Here is a 17,519-nt window from a genome sequence, read left to right as displayed (position 1 = left end):
TGGAAAATTAGTTGCTTGATTTAAAAAAGAGAAGTGAACAAAAGTACCGTTGGCTTGCGGTATAGCATTGTAGAGATATGCTATTATGTACACTAATATTTGTAAAAATATTGAGTGTATGAATAAAATCTATAATTTTTATATATTTATTTAGATTTTTATAGATTTTATAAAGCTGCAAAATATTAATGAAAATAACAATGAGAGCAATATTGATAAATTTAAACGATAAACAGAAATCAATAATTGATAATATGATGTTAGTATTTTGCACTGCAATAAGATATTCGTTTAATAGGTTGATAGAAAGAATGGTCATAGCAAGAAGGAGCTATGGATTTAAAGAAAGAGTACCAAAGATATTAGTTGATAAGTTTATTGACGATAAAGAAAAATTTAATAAATATAATGAATGGAAAAAATGGACTGTAATAAATAAAAATATAAAAAGAAAGGTAGGTGTAAAACCTGATTTGTGGTTAATTAACAGGAAAAAATTATTAGGAATAGCAAGTTAGTTACAACTTTAAAATAGATGTATTACCTAAGTACACCTAGTAGGAAAGGCTTAGGTGATTAAGATATTTTGAGGAATGGGTAACTCCCATAATCTTGTAGGACTCTATTGGGACAATTGAACAATAGTGGCAAGACGAGATTTAGCAATGCTATCCTAGTGGTTGAATCCTGTGATACCACCACCTTATTAGTCCAGTAAGGTGAAAAATTGTATAATATAGTTAATATTAACTATTTGTACAATTTTAGAAATCAGGATTGAAAAGGATGAACGTATTTGATATTTTAAAAGAACGTGGTTTTATTAAACAAACAACTCATGAAGAAGAAATACGTGAACTTCTTGGAAAAGAATCAGTGACATTTTACATAGGATTTGATGCTACTGCAGATAGTTTGCATGTCGGACATTTTCTTCAATTAATGGCCATGGCACATCTTCAAAGAGCAGGTCATAGACCAATTGCACTTTTAGGTGGAGGAACTACTATGGTAGGTGATCCAACTGGAAAGACAGAAATGAGAAAAATGTTGACTGTTGAAGAAATTCAACATAATGCTGAGTGTTTTAAAAAGCAAATGGAGAAGTTTTTAGATTTTTCTGAGGGAAAAGCTATTATAGTGAATAATGCAGAATGGCTTATGAACTTAGAATATATTCCATTTCTTAGAGAAATAGGAAGACATTTTTCGGTAAATAGAATGTTGACAGCAGAATGTTTTAAAAGTCGTATGGAAAGAGGATTGTCTTTTCTTGAGTTTAATTACATGATTATGCAAGCTTATGACTTTTTACAATTACATAAAAAGTATGGATGTAAATTAGAATTAGGTGGAGATGATCAATGGTCTAATATTATTGCTGGAGCAGATTTAATTAGAAGAGTTGAAGGTAAAACAGCTTATGGTATGACATTTACTTTACTTACAAATAGTGAAGGTAAAAAAATGGGTAAAACAGAATCTGGTGCTGTTTGGCTTGACCCTAAAAAGACATCACCTTATGATTTTTATCAGTATTGGAGAAATGTTGCTGATGCTGATGTTCAAAATTGTTTGGCTTTGCTTACATTTATTCCGATGGATGAAGTAAGAAAATTAGGTTCTTTACAAGGTGCAGAAATAAATAAAGCTAAAGAAATTTTAGCGTATGAAGTTACAAAGATAGTTCATGGGGAAGATGAAGCTAAAAAAGCTCAAGAAGCTGCAAAAGCGTTGTTTGGAAAAGGAGCCATGGCTGGGTCTATTCCAACTACAGAAATATCTAAAGAAGAATTTGGAGAAGGTATGGATATAATAAGTATGCTTACTAGAACAAAACTTACATCTACAAGAAGTGAAGCTAGACGTTTAATACAGCAAGGTGGAATTTCAGTAAATGATGAAAAAGTGAAAGATATAAATCTTGTAATAGAAGAAGAAAATTTTAAAGATGATGGATTAATGATTAGAAAAGGGAAAAAGGTATATCATAAGGTAAAATTAGTTTAATTATAGTAACACTTTAAAGGCCTCCTCATAATATAATATGGGGGGGTATTTTTTTGAAAAAATTGTTGAAAGTAAAAAAAAGGAAAAAGTATAAAAAAATATTAAGTGGTATTATTTTTATGTTATTAATTATTATTACTGTAGTTGGATTTATATTTGTTGATAAAAAAATAAAGCCAACAGTTCAAGCAATAGCAGAATCAAAGGCGCAGGAGCTTGCAAATAGATCTATAAATAAAGCAGTGGGAGATATATTAAAAGATAAAATTAAATACGAAGAACTTATAAATTTAAAAACTGATGTAGATGGAAATATTACTATGATACAAGCAAATACTATACTTATGAATAAGATAGCGTCAGATGTAGCAATTGAAGTACAACAGCAATTAAAACAAATAAAAACAACATCAGCAAATATTCCTTTAGGTACTGCTTTTAAAAGTTCTATACTAGCAAAGTATGGACCAAAACTTAAAATAGGAGTTCAACCTGTTGGAATAGTTAATGTAGATTTTAAAACAGAATTTGATTCATCTGGTATAAATCAAACTAGACATAGAATATATCTGATAATAAAAACTAAGGTTAGAGTAATAATACCATTTACATCATCATATAAAGAAGTTACAAGTCAAATGCCAGTATGTGAAACAATAATAGTAGGTAAAGTACCTCAAAATTATGTAAATATACCAGAAAGTGAAGTTCCTAATATAATAGATGCTGGAGAATAAATAAGTCCTGTTGAAAAATAGGACTTTTTTTTATAGAGTTGAATTTAAAAGGAAACATTGATTTGTTTGTTAAATTATGGTATGTTATAGTTGTAATGAACATAAAAGAATTACAAAGCCATGAAGGTTTAAAGAGGACAAGAAGTCTTTTTATATCTTCGTGGCTTATTTTTTTGAAGGGGGGATAACTATGAAAACAAAGAAAATTATATTAGGTGGATTTTTTGTAGCATTAGGAGTTATTATTCCTATGCTGTTTCATATGGTAAAGTTAGGAGGTCCGATATTTTTACCTATGCATATACCAGTATTATTAGCGGGGTTATTATTAGGAGGAGAATATGGATTGATAGTTGGATTTTTAACACCTATAATTAGTTCGGTACTTACAGGAATGCCACCTATGATGCCGGTATTACCTATAATGACAGTAGAACTTGCTGTATATGGATTAATATCTGGTTTGTTGTTTAATAAGTTTAATTTTAATGTAATTATAAGTTTAATTATTTCAATGATATGTGGAAGAATAGGAGCGTTTATAGTTGTATATATTATGGCTAATATGTTTGGATTTGCAAAACTTAATCCTGTTATGTGGCTTAAAGGAGGAATAATAACTGGAATTCCAGGAATTGCAATTCAGATTATTTTTATTCCTTTATTAGTTAATTTAATTAATAAATCTTTAAAGGGAGGAGCTTATGAAATCACAAATTGATTTTTTCAATTCCATGGCAGATAAATGGGATGAAATTATATATATAGATGATAAAAAAATAAATTATGCATTAAATCAGCTTAATATAAAAAGTGGAGACACTATTTTGGATGTCGGAACTGGAACTGGAGTTATGATACCATTTTTATTAAATAAAATAGGTAAGAATGGAGAAATATTAGCTGTAGATATTGCAGAAAATATGCTCAATATTGCTAAGAATAAATTTAGATTTGAAAATAGAGTTAATTTTTTAAAACTAGATGTAGAACTTGAAAAAATTGAAAAGAAATTTAATTTTATAATTTGTTATTGTGTATTTCCTCATTTTAAAAATAGGGTAAACACTATAAAAAAATTAATAAATGAGAATTTGAAAGAAAATGGTAAGCTTTTAATTTTTCATCCTCAAAGTAAAGAGGATATAAATAAAATACATAAAGATGTAGATGATATTGTTGCAGAGGATAAGCTTATTGATATTAAAACTCAAAGAGAAATATTCGCTAAAAATGAAATTAAGGTAATAGAAGGAATAGATAATAATGAGATGTATATGATTATAATTGAAAGATGATATTATATAATCTAAATGAGTCCTGTTGAAAAATAGGGCTTTTTTTCTTATAATTAATTATAATTGAATTTAGACAAATATTTACATAGAGTTTTAGGAGGGTAGGTATGATAACAGGAGAATTAAAAAATAAAATAGATAAGATATGGGAAACATTTTGGACAGGTGGTATAACTAATCCACTTACAGTTATAGAACAATTCACATATTTATTATTCATAAAAGGACTTGATGAAGTAGAAACAACAAAAGAAAATGAAGCTGTACTTTTAGGATTTGATTATGAAGGAATATTTCCAAAAGATAAACAGTATATAAGATGGAGTAAATTTAAAAATTTAGAAGCATCTAAAATGTATGAAATAGTTTCAAAGGAAGTATTTCCTTTTATAAAAAATTTACATGGAAATAAAGATTCAGCATATACAAAATATATGTCAGATGCTATATTTGTGATTCCAACTCCTCAAATACTTAGCAAAATAGTTGATGGAATTGATAATATTCCTATGAAGGATAGAGATACAAAGGGCGATTTATACGAGTATTTGCTTTCAAAAGTAGCAACAGCAGGAACAAATGGACAGTTTAGAACACCAAGACACATAATCAAAATGATGGTTGAGTTAATGAAACCAACACCAGAAGATATAATAGTTGACCCTGCTGCTGGTTCTGCTGGATTTTTAGTTGCAGCTGGAGAATATTTAAGAAATAATCATAGTGATTTATTCTTAGTTCAAGGATTAAAAGAGCATTTTAATAATACAATGTTTTATGGATTTGATACGGATAGAACAATGCTTAGAATAGGAGCCATGAACATGATGCTTCATGGAGTAGAAAATCCAAATATTCAGTATAGAGATTCTTTATCTGAGCAAAACACTGATAAAGATAAATATACATTAATACTTGCTAATCCACCATTTAAGGGATCACTTGATTATGATGTAGTATCTGCTGATTTATTAAAGGTTGCTAAAACCAAAAAAACAGAACTATTATTCTTATCATTATTTATAAGGATGTTAAAAGTAGGTGGAAGATGTGCTTGTATAGTACCAGATGGAGTATTATTTGGAAGTTCTAAAGCACATAAGGCTATAAGAAAAGAAATAATAGAAAATCATAAGTTAGAAGCTATAATTTCTATGCCAAGTGGTGTGTTTAAGCCTTATGCAGGAGTTTCAACTGCTATAATTATATTTACTAAAACTGGAGCAGGTGGAACAGATAATGTATGGTTTTATGATATGAAAGCTGATGGATATTCTTTAGATGATAAAAGAAATCCTATTGATGACGATGATATTCCTGATATTATAAATAGGTTTAATAATCTTGAAGGAGAGATGGATAGAAAGAGAACAGACCAGTCTTTTTTTGTGCCTGTTGATGAAATAAAAGATAATGATTATGATTTATCTATTAATAGATATAAAGAGATTGAGTATGAAGAGGTTGAGTATGAAGAACCGAGTGTTATTTTAGGGAAGATTAAAGAGATTGAGGATGAGATAATTAAGGGGATTGAAGAGCTTGAAGGTATGATATAGGTTTTGGGTAATTAAGCAATATAATTTGTGTAGTGATGCAGGCAAAAATAACGGGAATTCATGAAAATTCCCTTATATTTACTGCATCTTTAAAGTGGTAGTTTTAGACTTATATAGAAGGATTGTGATAGTATGGGATATAAAAAAGTAAAGTTAAAGGAAATAGGAAAAATTATTACAGGTAATACCCCAAGTAAAAAGAATGATGAATATTATAACTCTAACGATATAATGTTTATTAAACCAAATGATATAAATACTGAAAAAGTGTCTATATTAGAAAATTCAATTGATTATTTATCTTGTGAAGGAGCTAAAGTTGCAAGAGTTATACCAAAAGGAAGTGTTTTTACGACTTGTATAGGAATAATAGGTAAAGTAGGAATATTAAATACTGAACAAGCAGCATTTAATCAGCAGATAAATGCTATTATTCCAGATGAAAAAGTGTGTAATAGTAAATTTTTAGCATACAATATTTTTTATAATAAAGAGAAGTTAAAAGCAATAGCAAATGCTCCTGTTGTTCCAATAATAAATAAAAAACAGTTTTCAGAATTGGAAATTCCACTTCCACCACTAGAAACTCAAAAGAAGATTGCTAATGTTCTTGATAAAGCCATGGCTCTTATTGACAAGAGAAAAGAGCAAATACAAAAGCTTGATGAATTTATTCAAAGTGTGTTTTTAGATATGTTCGGTGATCCAGTAAATAATCCTAAAGGGTGGGAAAAAGGTAAAATACGAGATATCAGTCTAAGTACTCAGTATGGAACAAGTAAAAAAGCCTCAGAGAGTAAAGGAAATTATCCTATTCTTAGAATGAATAACATAACTTATAATGGAAATTGGGATTTTTCTTCATTAAAATATGTTGAGCTTGATGAAAAAGAAAGTCAAAAATATTTAGTTTATAAAGGAGAATTATTATTTAATAGAACAAATAGTAAAGAATTAGTTGGAAAAACTGCTGTTTATAGAGAGGATAAACCAATGGCTTTTGCTGGATATTTGGTTAAACTTATACCAAATAAAAAAGCAAATAGTGAATTTATTTCAGGATATTTAAATTCAGTATATGGAAAGAAAACACTATATTCTATGGCAAAGAATATTGTAGGTATGGCCAATATTAATGCTGAAGAATTAAAGAATATAAAAATATATATTCCACCAATTGAACTTCAAAATAAATTTGCTCAAATAGTTCAAAAAACAGAAAAGCAAAAGGAACTTCTTCAAAAAAGTCTTGTGGAACTTGAGAATAATTTTAACAGCTTAATGCAAAGGGCGTTTAAAGGGGAGCTTTTTGATTAGATAAATATGTAAGTAAAGGGGGAGATAGGATGATATCAAACTTTACATTCTTACTTAATAATAAGCAGTATGAAAGTTTTGCAAATGCTTGTATAGAAGCAGAAAAGAGTATTGTTGTAAGTCCTGCAACTTGTGCAATACTTTCTAGAAGAGCTTTAGAGCTTGCTGTTAAGTGGGTTTATAGTTTTGATAGTGTGCTAAGAGTTCCTTATCAAGATAATTTATCAAGTTTAATACATGATCCTAATTTCACTTGTATAATAGATTCTAAGCTTTTTCCACTTATAAAATATATAATAAAGCTAGGAAATGTAGCAGTTCATACAAATTCAAATATAAGTAGAGAAGAAGCAATTTTATCTCTTCATAATCTTCATGAATTTGTATCATGGATAGATTATTGTTATTCAGATGAATATAGTGCTAGTGAGTTTGATGAAAATATTATTCAAAAGGGAGAAGAAAAAAGAACAAGGCCAGAGGAACTTAAAGACTTATATGAAAAATTAAGTTCAAAAGATAAAAAACTTGAAGAAATCATAAAAGAAAATGAAAAATTAAGAAAACAGTTAACAAGTAAAAGAGAGGAAAATACACAAGATTATACATTTAAAGTTGATGAAATAAGTGAATTTGAAACAAGAAAAAGATATATAGATTTAGATTTAAAGCTTGCAGGATGGGATTTTGATAAAGATATACAAGAAGAACTAAAAGTAGAGGGAATGCCAAATGACGAAGGAATTGGATTTGTAGATTATGTATTATTTGGTGATAATGGAAAACCACTTGCAATTATAGAAGCTAAAAGAACTAGCAAAGATCCAAGAAAAGGACAGCAACAGGCTAAGCTTTATGCTGATTGTATTGAGAAAAAATATAATCAAAGACCTATAATATTTTATACTAATGGATTTGAAATATACATATGGGATGATACTCAGTACCCAGAAAGACTAGTTTCAGGATATTATACGAAAGATGAACTAAGCTTATTAATAGATAGAAAAAAAATGAAGCTTCCGCTTGATAATATAAAAATAAATGATGATATATCTAATAGATATTATCAAAAAGATGCAATTATGGCAGTATGTGATGCATTAACACAAAAACAAAGAAAAACTCTTCTTGTTATGGCAACTGGAAGTGGAAAAACAAGAACGGCAATTTCAATAGTTGATGTATTAACAAGACATAATTGGGTAAAAAATATACTTTTTTTAGCAGATAGAAAAACATTAGTAACTCAAGCAAAGAATAATTTTAACAACTTACTTCCAAATCTTACTTTATGTAATTTATTAGATAATAAAGATAACCCAGAAGAAAGTAGAATGGTATTTTCAACATATCCAACTATGATGAATGCAATAGATGAAGCAAAAACAAAAGATGGTAAAAAGCTTTTTACAGTAGGACATTTTGACCTTATTATAATTGATGAATCACATAGAAGTATATATAAAAAATATAGGGCAATATTTGAATACTTTGATGCAATGCTTTTAGGACTTACAGCTACACCTAAAGATGAAATAGATAAAAATACTTATGAAGTATTTGAATTAGAAAACAATGTTCCTACATATGCTTATGAACTAGAACAAGCAGTAGAAGATGGATATTTAGTTGATTACAAAACAGTTGAAACGAAATTAAAATTCTTAGAAGAAGGAATAAAATATGATGAATTAAGTGAAGAAGAAAAGGAAATGTATGAAGATACATTTGATGATAATGTAGGAGAAGAAATAGGTAGTGAAGCCCTTAATAATTGGCTTTTTAATGACAACACAATAGACCAAGTTTTACAAACTCTTATGCAAAAAGGAATAAAAATTGAGGGTGGAGATAAACTTGGAAAAACAATAATATTTGCTAAAAATCACAAACATGCACAGCGTATTGTAGAAAGATTTGATAAATTATATCCAGAGTATAAAGGAAATTATGCAAGAGTAATAGATTATAGTGTGAATTACTATCAAACACTAATTGATGATTTTTCAACTAAAAATAAAATGCCACAAATTGCAGTATCAGTAGATATGCTAGATACGGGAGTAGATATACCAGAAGTAGTAAATTTAGTATTCTTTAAAAAAGTAAGATCAAAATCAAAGTTTTGGCAGATGATAGGTAGAGGAACAAGACTTTGTAAAGATTTATTTGGAGTAGGAGAAGATAAGAAAAACTTTTTAATATTTGATTTTTGTTCTAATTTTGAGTTTTTCAGAGCAAATCCAAAAGGAATAGAAGGAAAAATAGTTCAAAGCTTAACTGAAAAAATATTTAATATAAAAATTGATTTAATAAAAGAATTAAATCACCTAAATTATCAAACTGATGAATATATAAAATATAGAAATACATTACTAGATGAAGTATTAAATAGTATAAATTCTTTAAATGAAGATAACTTTAGGGTAAGACAACAATTAAAATATGTTCATAAATTTAAAAATAAAGATATATGGAATAATCTTTCTGTAATAGATACTAATAAAATAAAAGAACATATTTCACCTATAATAGTTCCTTTGGATGATGATGAACTAGCTAAAAGATTTGACTATTTAATGTATGCTATAAAACTTGCAAGTCTTCAAAATAAAAATGCTACTAAACCAATGAAAAGTGTAATTCAAACAGCTCAATCATTATCAAAACTAGGTACAATACCTCAAGTTGTTGAGAAAAAAGATATAATAAATAAAGTTCTTACACAAGAATTTTGGGATGAAGCAAATATTTTTGATTTAGAAATGGTAAGAGAAGCTTTAAGAGATTTAATAAAATTTATAGAAAAAAAATCAACAAAAGTTTACTATACTAACTTTGAAGATGAAATACTAGAAGTAAGTGAAAATGAAGCATTATATTTTTCTAATGATCTTCAAAGTTATAGAAAAAAAGTAAATCAATATCTAAATGAACATAAAGATGATTTAGCTATATATAAACTTAGAAATAATAAAAAACTTACAAAACAGGATTTAAAAACACTAGAACATATTCTATGGACTGAACTTGGAAGCAGAGAAGACTATGAAAAAGAATTTAAAGATACACCAATAACTAAACTTGTAAGACAAATTGTAGGACTTGATATAAAAGCTGCAAATGAAGCGTTTTCAGAGTTTTTAACAAATGAAAATTTAAATGCAAATCAAAGTAAATTTGTAAAACTTATAGTTGATTATATTGTTAAAAATGGTGTAATGGATAAAAAAGTATTACAAGAAGAACCGTTTAGAACAGTAGGAAGTATAGTTGAATTATTTAAAGATAATATGGATACTGCAAGAAAAATAATAAGTGTAATAGATGAAATAAATAATAATTCAATTGATATAGTTGGAGCATAATAACAAGTAAATACTTCAAAGCAATGTAAAAAAACAATTCCCCTGTAATAGAGGAATTGTTTTTTTATTTTCCAAAATAGCGTTTTAATAAACCAGCAAATGCCATTCCATGTCTTGCTTCGTCTTTACACATTTCATGAACAGTGTCGTGAATAGCATCTAAGTTTAATTTTTTCGCTTTAGTAGCTAACTCTTTTTTACCCATACAAGCACCGTGTTCTGCATCTACTCTCATTTGTAAATTTTTTTCTGTGCTGTTTGTAACAACTTCACCTAAAAGTTCTGCAAATTTTGCTGCGTGTTCAGCTTCTTCCCAAGCTATTCTTTTATATGCTTCAGCAACTTCAGGGTATCCTTCACGATCAGCTTGACGGCTCATAGCAAGATACATACCCACTTCGGTACATTCTCCTAAAAAGTTTTGACGAAGCCCTTCTAATATTTCTGGATCTACATCTTTAGCTACTCCTACAAAATGTTCATCTGCCCATACTAATTCTTTATCGTCTTGTACTATGAATTGTTCTTTTGGTGCTTTACATTGAGGACATACATCTGGTGCTTCTGTTCCTTCATGTACATAACCACATACTTTACAAATAAATTTTTTCATAATAAACCCCTCCTATTAAATCTTATGTTCTTAGTAAATATATACCTAAAATAATTTAGTTTAAACATGATTTTATGTGAAAAATGGTATAAATTTTTACTAAGTTGTAGTAAAATGTATCTTGGATTTATTAAAAAAATGAGGTAGAAAGGATTAGTTTATATGGAAAAAAAATTAAAGTATAAAAGCACTATTTTATTTATATTTTTAAATATGTTGGTTGTTGGATTTACTGAGAGTATGAAAGGTGTATTTGTTCCTCAATTTAAACAAACTTTTAATGTTACTGATTCATCTATAGGATTTATGTTTTCGATTGCAATACTGGGGTATATAATTGCTACATATTTAGGAGGGATACTTTGCTCTAAATTAGGACAAAAGAAAGTACTTGTAATGTCGTTGGCTTTGATAACTATATCTTATTTTTTTACATCTATTTCTAAAAATTTTATTATGTTGTTAGTGTTTATATTTACAAGTAATATAGGAGCTGGACTTCAAGCGATTTCTATAAATTCTATTTCTCCTATTTTATTTATAGTTTATGAAGCTATACTTATAAATTTAACACATTTCTTTTATGGTTTTGGAGTGACAATAAGTCAAAGTTTTTCTGGTATGATGGTTTCAAGAGGTTTTACATTTAAACAAATATATTTTTGGAATGCAATATTATTTTTTATTTATTTTCTTTTTTCATTTTTAATAAAATTCCCTGAGGTAAAAACTGAAAAAAGAAGTTTTAGTATTTTGAATGTATTTAAAAATAAATTAGTTATATTTTTTATATTGGCTCAGGGGCTTTATGTTTTTTCTGAAATAGGATTTTTAAATTGGTTTGTTAATTTTGCTCAATATTCTTATAATTTTAGTGTGAATAGAGCTTCTTATTATTCATCTTTATTCTTTTTTATATTTACAATAGGAAGGTTAACAGGAGGTTTTGTTGTACACAAATTAGGAGTTAAAAAATCTATGATGTGTTATTTATCGATGGCTTTATTGTTTATGTGGAGTGGATATTTATTAAATTCTAAGTTTATAATATTGATTTCTATATCTGGTTTTTTCTTTTCGATAGTATTTCCTACAACTATAACTATAATAGGAAAAGTTTTCGATGAGGATACATCGTATACTATGGGGGTTATTCTTTCGTTTGTGTCAGGGGTAAATATGATACTAAATAGTATTATGGGTATTTTAAGTAAAAATTTATCTCCGTATATTGCTTTTGTTTTAATACCAATATCTCTTACTATATCTTTTGTTTTTTACATTGTAATATTTAAACAAATAAATAAGGAAGGTAGAAGTTTGTAAATTAAGCCATGGCTTTTGCTGTGGTTTTATTTATTTTTTATATAAAATTTTTATTATATATTGACCAACATGTACGTACAATATATAATAAAAATATAGACTTGTACGTACATGTTGGTTTTAGGAAATCGTTAACAAAAGGAGGGTAAATAATATGAATAAATTTTCAAAAGAAGTACGACAATTGTTAGAATATGTTGGCGGAAAAGAAAATATTGCAGCAGTAACACATTGTGTAACTCGTATGCGTTTTGTTTTAAATAATCCCCAAAAAGCTGATGTGGAAAAAATAGAAAGAATAAAAGTTGTAAAAGGAACATTTACACAAGCTGGTCAATTTCAAGTAATAATAGGTAATGAAGTGGCAACTTTTTATAATGAATTTGTAAAAAATGCAGATATAGAAGGTGTAAGTAAAGAGACAGTTAAAAAAGCTGGAAGACAAAATATGAATTTTTTACAAAGATTGATATCTCATTTAGGTGAAATTTTTTCACCATTAATTCCTGCAATTATAGTTGGAGGATTAATATTGGGTTTTCGTAATATAATAGGTGATATTAAATTATTAGAAGGAGGAACTAAATCTTTAATAGAAGTTTCTCAGTTTTGGGCTGGGGTTCATCAATTTTTATGGTTAATTGGTGAAGCGATATTCTTTTTTTTACCAGTAGGAATTACTTGGTCTATTTCAAAAAAATGGGGACAACTCAAATTTTGGGGATTGTTTTAGGAATTACTTTAGTATCTCCACAATTATTAAATGCTTATGCAGTAGCAAGTGGTGCACAACCTCCAGTTTGGGATTTTGGGTTTGTTCAAATTAAGATGATAGGGTATCAAGCACAAGTTATACCAGCAATATTAGCTGGACTTGTTTTAGCAAATTTAGAAATAAAATTACGTGATATTGTGCCATCATATATTTCTATGATAGTAGTTCCTTTTCTTGCATTAATACCAACAGTGTTATTAGCTCATGTAGTATTAGGGCCATTAGGATGGAAAATTGGTTCATTTATTTCTGCTGGTGTATATAAAGGTTTAACGTCTACGCTTGGATGGTTATTTGCAGCAATATTTGGATTTAGTTATGCACCTTTAGTTATTACAGGACTTCATCATATGACAAATGCGATTGATTTGCAGTTAATGAGTGAGATGGGAGGAACTAATTTATGGCCGATGATTGCTTTATCTAATATTGCACAAGGATCTGCAGTTCTTGGTATGATTTATTTAAATAAAGATGATGAAGAAGAAAAGCAAGTTTCTATTCCAGCTCTTATTTCATGCTATTTAGGAGTAACTGAACCTGCTATGTTTGGTATTAATTTAAAATATGTATATCCGTTTTTAGCTGCAATGATAGGATCGGCAATTGCAGCTGTAATATCAGTAGGTACAGGAGTGATGGCTAATTCAATAGGAGTTGGAGGTCTTCCAGGGATATTATCTATACAGCCACAATATATGTTGAAATTTGCTTTAGCGATGGTAATAGCTATTGTTGTACCGTTTGTATTGACTGTTTTATTTAATAAAAAGAAAATTAGATTAAAAAGCTTGAATAAAGTTACATCATAAAAAAAAGAAGGAGTTTAATCTCCTTTCTTTTTCTTTTATGTATAATTTGGAGAGGTGAGTTTTACTATGAAAGATTTTAAAAAAAGTGTGATATATCAAATATATCCTAAATCATTTAATGATTCTAATGGAGATGGCTTTGGTGATTTAAGAGGTGTTATTGAAAAATTAGATTATTTAAAGTTATTAGGAATAGATTATATATGGTTAACTCCTTTTTACATTTCTCCTCAACGAGATAATGGTTATGACGTTGAAGATTATTGCAATATTGATTCTCGATTTGGAACTATGGAAGATTTTGAAAAGTTAGTATTAGAAGCTAATAAAAGAGATATTGATATTATGTTGGATATGGTATTTAATCATACATCTACTCAGCATAAGTGGTTTAAGAATGCTATGAGCGGTGATGAGAAATATAAGGATTATTATATTTTTAAAAAATCTAAAAATGGAAAAGAACCAACAAATTGGGTATCAAAATTTGGAGGATCAGCTTGGGAGTATGTAAAAGAATTTGATGAATTTTATTTACATTTATTTGATACAACTCAAGCTGATTTAAATTGGGAAAATGAAAGTGTGAGGAAAGAAATTTTTGATATAGTTAATTTTTGGATTAAAAAAGGGGTGAAAGGGTTTCGCTTAGATGTTATTAATTTAATATCAAAACCAGATAGATATGAGGATGATTTTGAAGGTGATGGTAGACGTTTTTACACAGATGGACCTCGTATTCATAAATATTTAAAAGAATTAAATAGAGAAACATTTGGTAAATATAAAGATATTATTACAGTTGGTGAAATGTCATCGACAACAATAGATAATTGTATTAAGTATTCAAATCCTAGAGAAAAAGAATTAACGATGGTATTTAATTTTCATCATTTAAAAGTTGATTATGAAAATGGAAATAAGTGGACAATGGTGGATTTTGATTTTAAAAAATTAAAAAAAATTTTTAATTCCTGGCAAATTGGAATGCAAAAGGGTAATGGTTGGAATGCTGTTTTTTGGTGTAATCATGATCAGCCACGTGTTGTATCACGTTTTGGAGATGATAAAAAGTATCGTATAGAATCAGCAAAAATGTTAGCAACTACAATACACATGATGAGGGGAACTCCTTACATTTATCAAGGAGAAGAAATTGGTATGATAAATCCATATTTTGATAATATTGATTTATATAAAGATGTAGAATCAATTAATTATTATAAAATTTTAAAAGACCAAGGTAAAGATGAAAAGGAAATAATTAAAATTTTACAGGCAAAATCGCGTGATAATTCTCGTACTCCAATGCAATGGGATATTAGTGAAAATGCTGGATTTACAACGGGAACGCCATGGATATCGATTGGTAATAGTTATAAAAAAATTAATGTTAAATGTGCATTAAATGATAAAAATTCAATTTTTTATCATTACCAAAAATTAATTAAATTAAGAAAAAAATTTGATGTTATTTCATATGGGGAGTATAAACCTATATTAGAAGAACACGAGTGTATATTTGCATATGTGAGAAATTACAAAAAAGAAAGTTTATTGGTAATAAATAATTTTTATCCTAAAGAAACTATATTTGAATTACCATCTCGATTAAATTTAGATGAATATAAAAGTGAAATTTTAATTTCAAATTATAATGATTCTCCTTTGAATTTTGTTAAAATTAAATTAAGACCATATGAATCTATTGTTTATTATATTGAAAAATAGTATTTAAGATGTTAAAATACCTTAAGGTGATAAAATATGGTTAGTAAATATTTGGCTATTTATAATGAAATTATGAGTAAAATAGAAAATGGAAGGATTGAATGTAATACAAAACTTCCTTCTGAAAATGATTTGATGAGAGAATATAATGTATCTAGGGATACAATAAGAAAGGCGCTTAATTTATTAGAACAAAATGGATATATACAGAAAATAAAAGGGAAAGGTTCTTTTGTATTAGATATTAATAAATTTGATTTTTTGGTATCAGGGTTGACAAGTTTTAAAGAATTATCTGAGAAAATAGGTGTAAAGTCAAATACAATCGTTAAGGAATTAGAATTGATTAGGCCGGATAAATTTTTAATGAATCAATTAAAAGTATCTAAAGATGATGTTATTTGGAAAGTTGTGAGGGTAAGAGAAATCGGAGATAAAAAAATTATTTTGGATAAAGATTTTTTAAATAAAAAGTTTGTACCTTTGTTAACTAGAGATATTTGTGAAAATTCAATATTTGAATATATTGAAAATGATTTAGGACTTAAGATTAGTTTTGCAAAAAAGGAAATTACAGTTCAACAGGCTACGGAAGAAGATAAAAATTATTTAGATTTAGAAAATTATAATGTGATTGTAGTTGTAAAAAATTATATTTATTTAGATGATATGAGTTTATTTCAGTATACAGAATCTAGACATAGACCTGATAGATTTAAGTTTGTGGATTTTGCTAGGAGAAATTGTTAATAAATAAAATATTAAACTTATCGAAAGACAAGGGGGAAGTAATGAAAAGCGTCTATGAAAAAATCATAGATGCTTTTTATTGTAAATAAAATATTGAGTAAAGGGTGGTTGGATTGAAAAGAATAATTTTTTGTATATTTATATTGGGTTTGTCGTTAGGAGTAATAATATCTTCTTCGTTAAATCTTATATACAGTAAAAACAACGTCAAAATAGAAGAAACTGTAAATAACCATTTGGAAATAAAAGAGAAAAATAAAGAGAGAGAAAAAAAACAACCAAAAAAAGAAGAAGAGTATGTTACTATTAAAATTGAAAATGGATATACTTGTGATGAAATTTCAGAACTATTATATAAAAAAGGATTGATAAATAACAAAGAAGATTTTAAAATTATGTTTAATTTAAAAACATTAGATATTTTTAAATCAGGTCAAGCTTTAACTAATAGAGGATTGATAAGCAGAGGGTGGCAAATTAATACTTTATTAAATATTTTGGGGAAAAATTATGATAAGGTATTAAATGTACTTTATGATGAAAATTTGATTAATGATAGAGAGAGTTTTGATTTTTTCTTAAGTATATTAAAGGAAACTAGACGAATAATTCCAGGTCAAAAAACAATTAAAAAAGGTTCTAGTATTAATGAAATTATCGAAATATTGACAAATTAATTTTTATAAAAAAAATAATGAATTTTAACACGATTAGCAGAAGTCTCCCATCCTCTATAGGTGGGAGATGAATGCGTAAACACAACTTGCTTCTATTATTTTTTTGTGCTAAAATAAAGTTAGTAGTAAATAATAGAAATGAGTGATAGTAATGAAATTAGATACAAATAATCATTCAGTATTCTTATTACATTATCATCTTGTATTAGTTATAAAATACAGAAGAGAAGTAATAAATGATGATATAAGCAATAGACTAAAAGATATATTTGAGAAAATAAGTCCAAATTATAATATAACTATCCAAGAATGGGAATATGACAAAAACCATGTTCATGTATTATTCAAAGCACATCCAAATAGTGAATTATCAAAATTTATAAATGCTTATAAAAGTGCGAGTAGTAGACTTATAAAAAAAGAGTTTCCTCAAATAAAGAAAAAGTTATGGAAAGAATATTTTTGGTCAAGAAGTTACTGCTTACTTACAACAGGTGGTGCACCTATAGAAGTAATAAAGAAATATATTCAGAGTCAAGGTGA

General features: G+C 27.4%; 14 protein-coding genes and 1 pseudogene. 14 read left to right on the top strand and 1 reads right to left on the bottom strand.

Features of this window, described 5'->3' with window-relative positions; translation table 11 throughout:
• Window positions 1–212 precede the first annotated feature (212 nt).
• The 8 genes from BUA19_RS10480 to BUA19_RS10445 all read left to right on the top strand — a co-directional run bounded on the left by BUA19_RS10480 (window position 213) and on the right by BUA19_RS10445 (window position 10,292).
• Window positions 213–518 (top strand): hypothetical protein, encoded by a 306-nt coding sequence (locus tag BUA19_RS10480; RefSeq protein ID WP_178137494.1) that lies wholly within the window; start codon window positions 213–215, stop codon window positions 516–518.
• A 268-nt stretch (window positions 519–786) separates the two neighbouring features.
• Entirely contained in the window at window positions 787–2,010 is a 1,224-nt protein-coding gene (tyrS, locus tag BUA19_RS10475) for a tyrosine--tRNA ligase (protein WP_072726304.1), read from the top strand.
• Between the two features lie 53 nt (window positions 2,011–2,063).
• Entirely contained in the window at window positions 2,064–2,747 is a 684-nt protein-coding gene (gene yunB / locus BUA19_RS10470) for a sporulation protein YunB (protein ID WP_072726302.1), read from the top strand.
• 190 nt (window positions 2,748–2,937) lie between these two features.
• Window positions 2,938–3,468, top strand: a complete 531-nt coding sequence (locus BUA19_RS10465; RefSeq protein ID WP_072726300.1) for an ECF transporter S component — start codon at window positions 2,938–2,940, stop codon at window positions 3,466–3,468.
• Entirely contained in the window at window positions 3,452–4,045 is a 594-nt protein-coding gene (locus BUA19_RS10460; protein ID WP_072726298.1) for a class I SAM-dependent DNA methyltransferase, read from the top strand. Before BUA19_RS10465 ends, BUA19_RS10460 begins: the two co-directional genes overlap by 17 nt.
• Window positions 4,046–4,152: 107 nt before the next feature.
• Complete coding sequence (locus BUA19_RS10455) at window positions 4,153–5,604, top strand: type I restriction-modification system subunit M (protein WP_072726296.1); 1,452 nt, start codon at window positions 4,153–4,155, stop codon at window positions 5,602–5,604.
• 132 nt (window positions 5,605–5,736) lie between these two features.
• Window positions 5,737–6,921, top strand: a complete 1,185-nt coding sequence (locus BUA19_RS10450) for a restriction endonuclease subunit S (RefSeq protein ID WP_072726294.1) — start codon at window positions 5,737–5,739, stop codon at window positions 6,919–6,921.
• Between the two features lie 29 nt (window positions 6,922–6,950).
• Window positions 6,951–10,292, top strand: coding sequence for a DEAD/DEAH box helicase family protein (locus BUA19_RS10445; protein WP_072726292.1), 3,342 nt, complete (start codon window positions 6,951–6,953; stop codon window positions 10,290–10,292).
• A gap of 64 nt (window positions 10,293–10,356) precedes the next feature.
• Here BUA19_RS10445 and BUA19_RS10440 read toward each other — a convergent pair whose 3' ends face one another.
• On the bottom strand, window positions 10,357–10,905 hold the full coding sequence (locus BUA19_RS10440; protein WP_072726290.1) for an NADH peroxidase: 549 nt from the start codon (window positions 10,903–10,905) through the stop codon (window positions 10,357–10,359).
• A 162-nt stretch (window positions 10,906–11,067) separates the two neighbouring features.
• Here BUA19_RS10440 and BUA19_RS10435 point away from each other — a divergent pair, with 162 nt between their 5' ends.
• The 6 genes and pseudogenes from BUA19_RS10435 to tnpA form a co-directional block, all read left to right on the top strand.
• Window positions 11,068–12,231, top strand: a complete 1,164-nt coding sequence (locus BUA19_RS10435) for an MFS transporter (RefSeq protein WP_084602048.1) — start codon at window positions 11,068–11,070, stop codon at window positions 12,229–12,231.
• A gap of 154 nt (window positions 12,232–12,385) precedes the next feature.
• Window positions 12,386–13,818, top strand: a pseudogene (treP, locus tag BUA19_RS12155) (PTS system trehalose-specific EIIBC component).
• A 66-nt stretch (window positions 13,819–13,884) separates the two neighbouring features.
• Complete coding sequence (gene treC, locus BUA19_RS10425) at window positions 13,885–15,549, top strand: alpha,alpha-phosphotrehalase (RefSeq protein WP_072726288.1); 1,665 nt, start codon at window positions 13,885–13,887, stop codon at window positions 15,547–15,549.
• A gap of 36 nt (window positions 15,550–15,585) precedes the next feature.
• Window positions 15,586–16,299, top strand: a complete 714-nt coding sequence (gene treR / locus BUA19_RS10420; protein WP_072726286.1) for a trehalose operon repressor — start codon at window positions 15,586–15,588, stop codon at window positions 16,297–16,299.
• 113 nt (window positions 16,300–16,412) lie between these two features.
• Complete coding sequence (locus BUA19_RS10415) at window positions 16,413–16,976, top strand: MltG/YceG/YrrL family protein (protein WP_072726283.1); 564 nt, start codon at window positions 16,413–16,415, stop codon at window positions 16,974–16,976.
• 151 nt (window positions 16,977–17,127) lie between these two features.
• The coding region (gene tnpA / locus BUA19_RS10410; RefSeq protein WP_084602047.1) for an IS200/IS605 family transposase at window positions 17,128–17,519 on the top strand (392 nt) is incomplete at its 3' end.

This window comes from Tepidibacter thalassicus DSM 15285, from assembly GCF_900129915.1.
Taxonomy (GTDB): Bacteria; Bacillota; Clostridia; order Peptostreptococcales; family Peptostreptococcaceae; genus Tepidibacter; species Tepidibacter thalassicus.
This window is presented reverse-complemented; position numbering and strand designations above follow the sequence as displayed.

Excerpts from the sequence above, each read along its gene's own strand:
- tyrS (WP_072726304.1), top strand. The coding sequence starts at position 787 with ATGAACGTATTTGATATTTTAAAAGAACGTGGTTTTATTAAACAAACA.
- BUA19_RS10465 (WP_072726300.1), top strand. The coding sequence starts at position 2,938 with ATGAAAACAAAGAAAATTATATTAGGTGGATTTTTTGTAGCATTAGGA.
- BUA19_RS10460 (WP_072726298.1), top strand. The coding sequence starts at position 3,452 with ATGAAATCACAAATTGATTTTTTCAATTCCATGGCAGATAAATGGGAT.
- BUA19_RS10455 (WP_072726296.1), top strand. The coding sequence starts at position 4,153 with ATGATAACAGGAGAATTAAAAAATAAAATAGATAAGATATGGGAAACA.
- BUA19_RS10450 (WP_072726294.1), top strand. The coding sequence starts at position 5,737 with ATGGGATATAAAAAAGTAAAGTTAAAGGAAATAGGAAAAATTATTACA.
- BUA19_RS10445 (WP_072726292.1), top strand. The coding sequence starts at position 6,951 with ATGATATCAAACTTTACATTCTTACTTAATAATAAGCAGTATGAAAGT.
- BUA19_RS10440 (WP_072726290.1), bottom strand. The coding sequence starts at position 10,905 with ATGAAAAAATTTATTTGTAAAGTATGTGGTTATGTACATGAAGGAACA.
- BUA19_RS10435 (WP_084602048.1), top strand. The coding sequence starts at position 11,068 with ATGGAAAAAAAATTAAAGTATAAAAGCACTATTTTATTTATATTTTTA.
- treC (WP_072726288.1), top strand. The coding sequence starts at position 13,885 with ATGAAAGATTTTAAAAAAAGTGTGATATATCAAATATATCCTAAATCA.
- treR (WP_072726286.1), top strand. The coding sequence starts at position 15,586 with ATGGTTAGTAAATATTTGGCTATTTATAATGAAATTATGAGTAAAATA.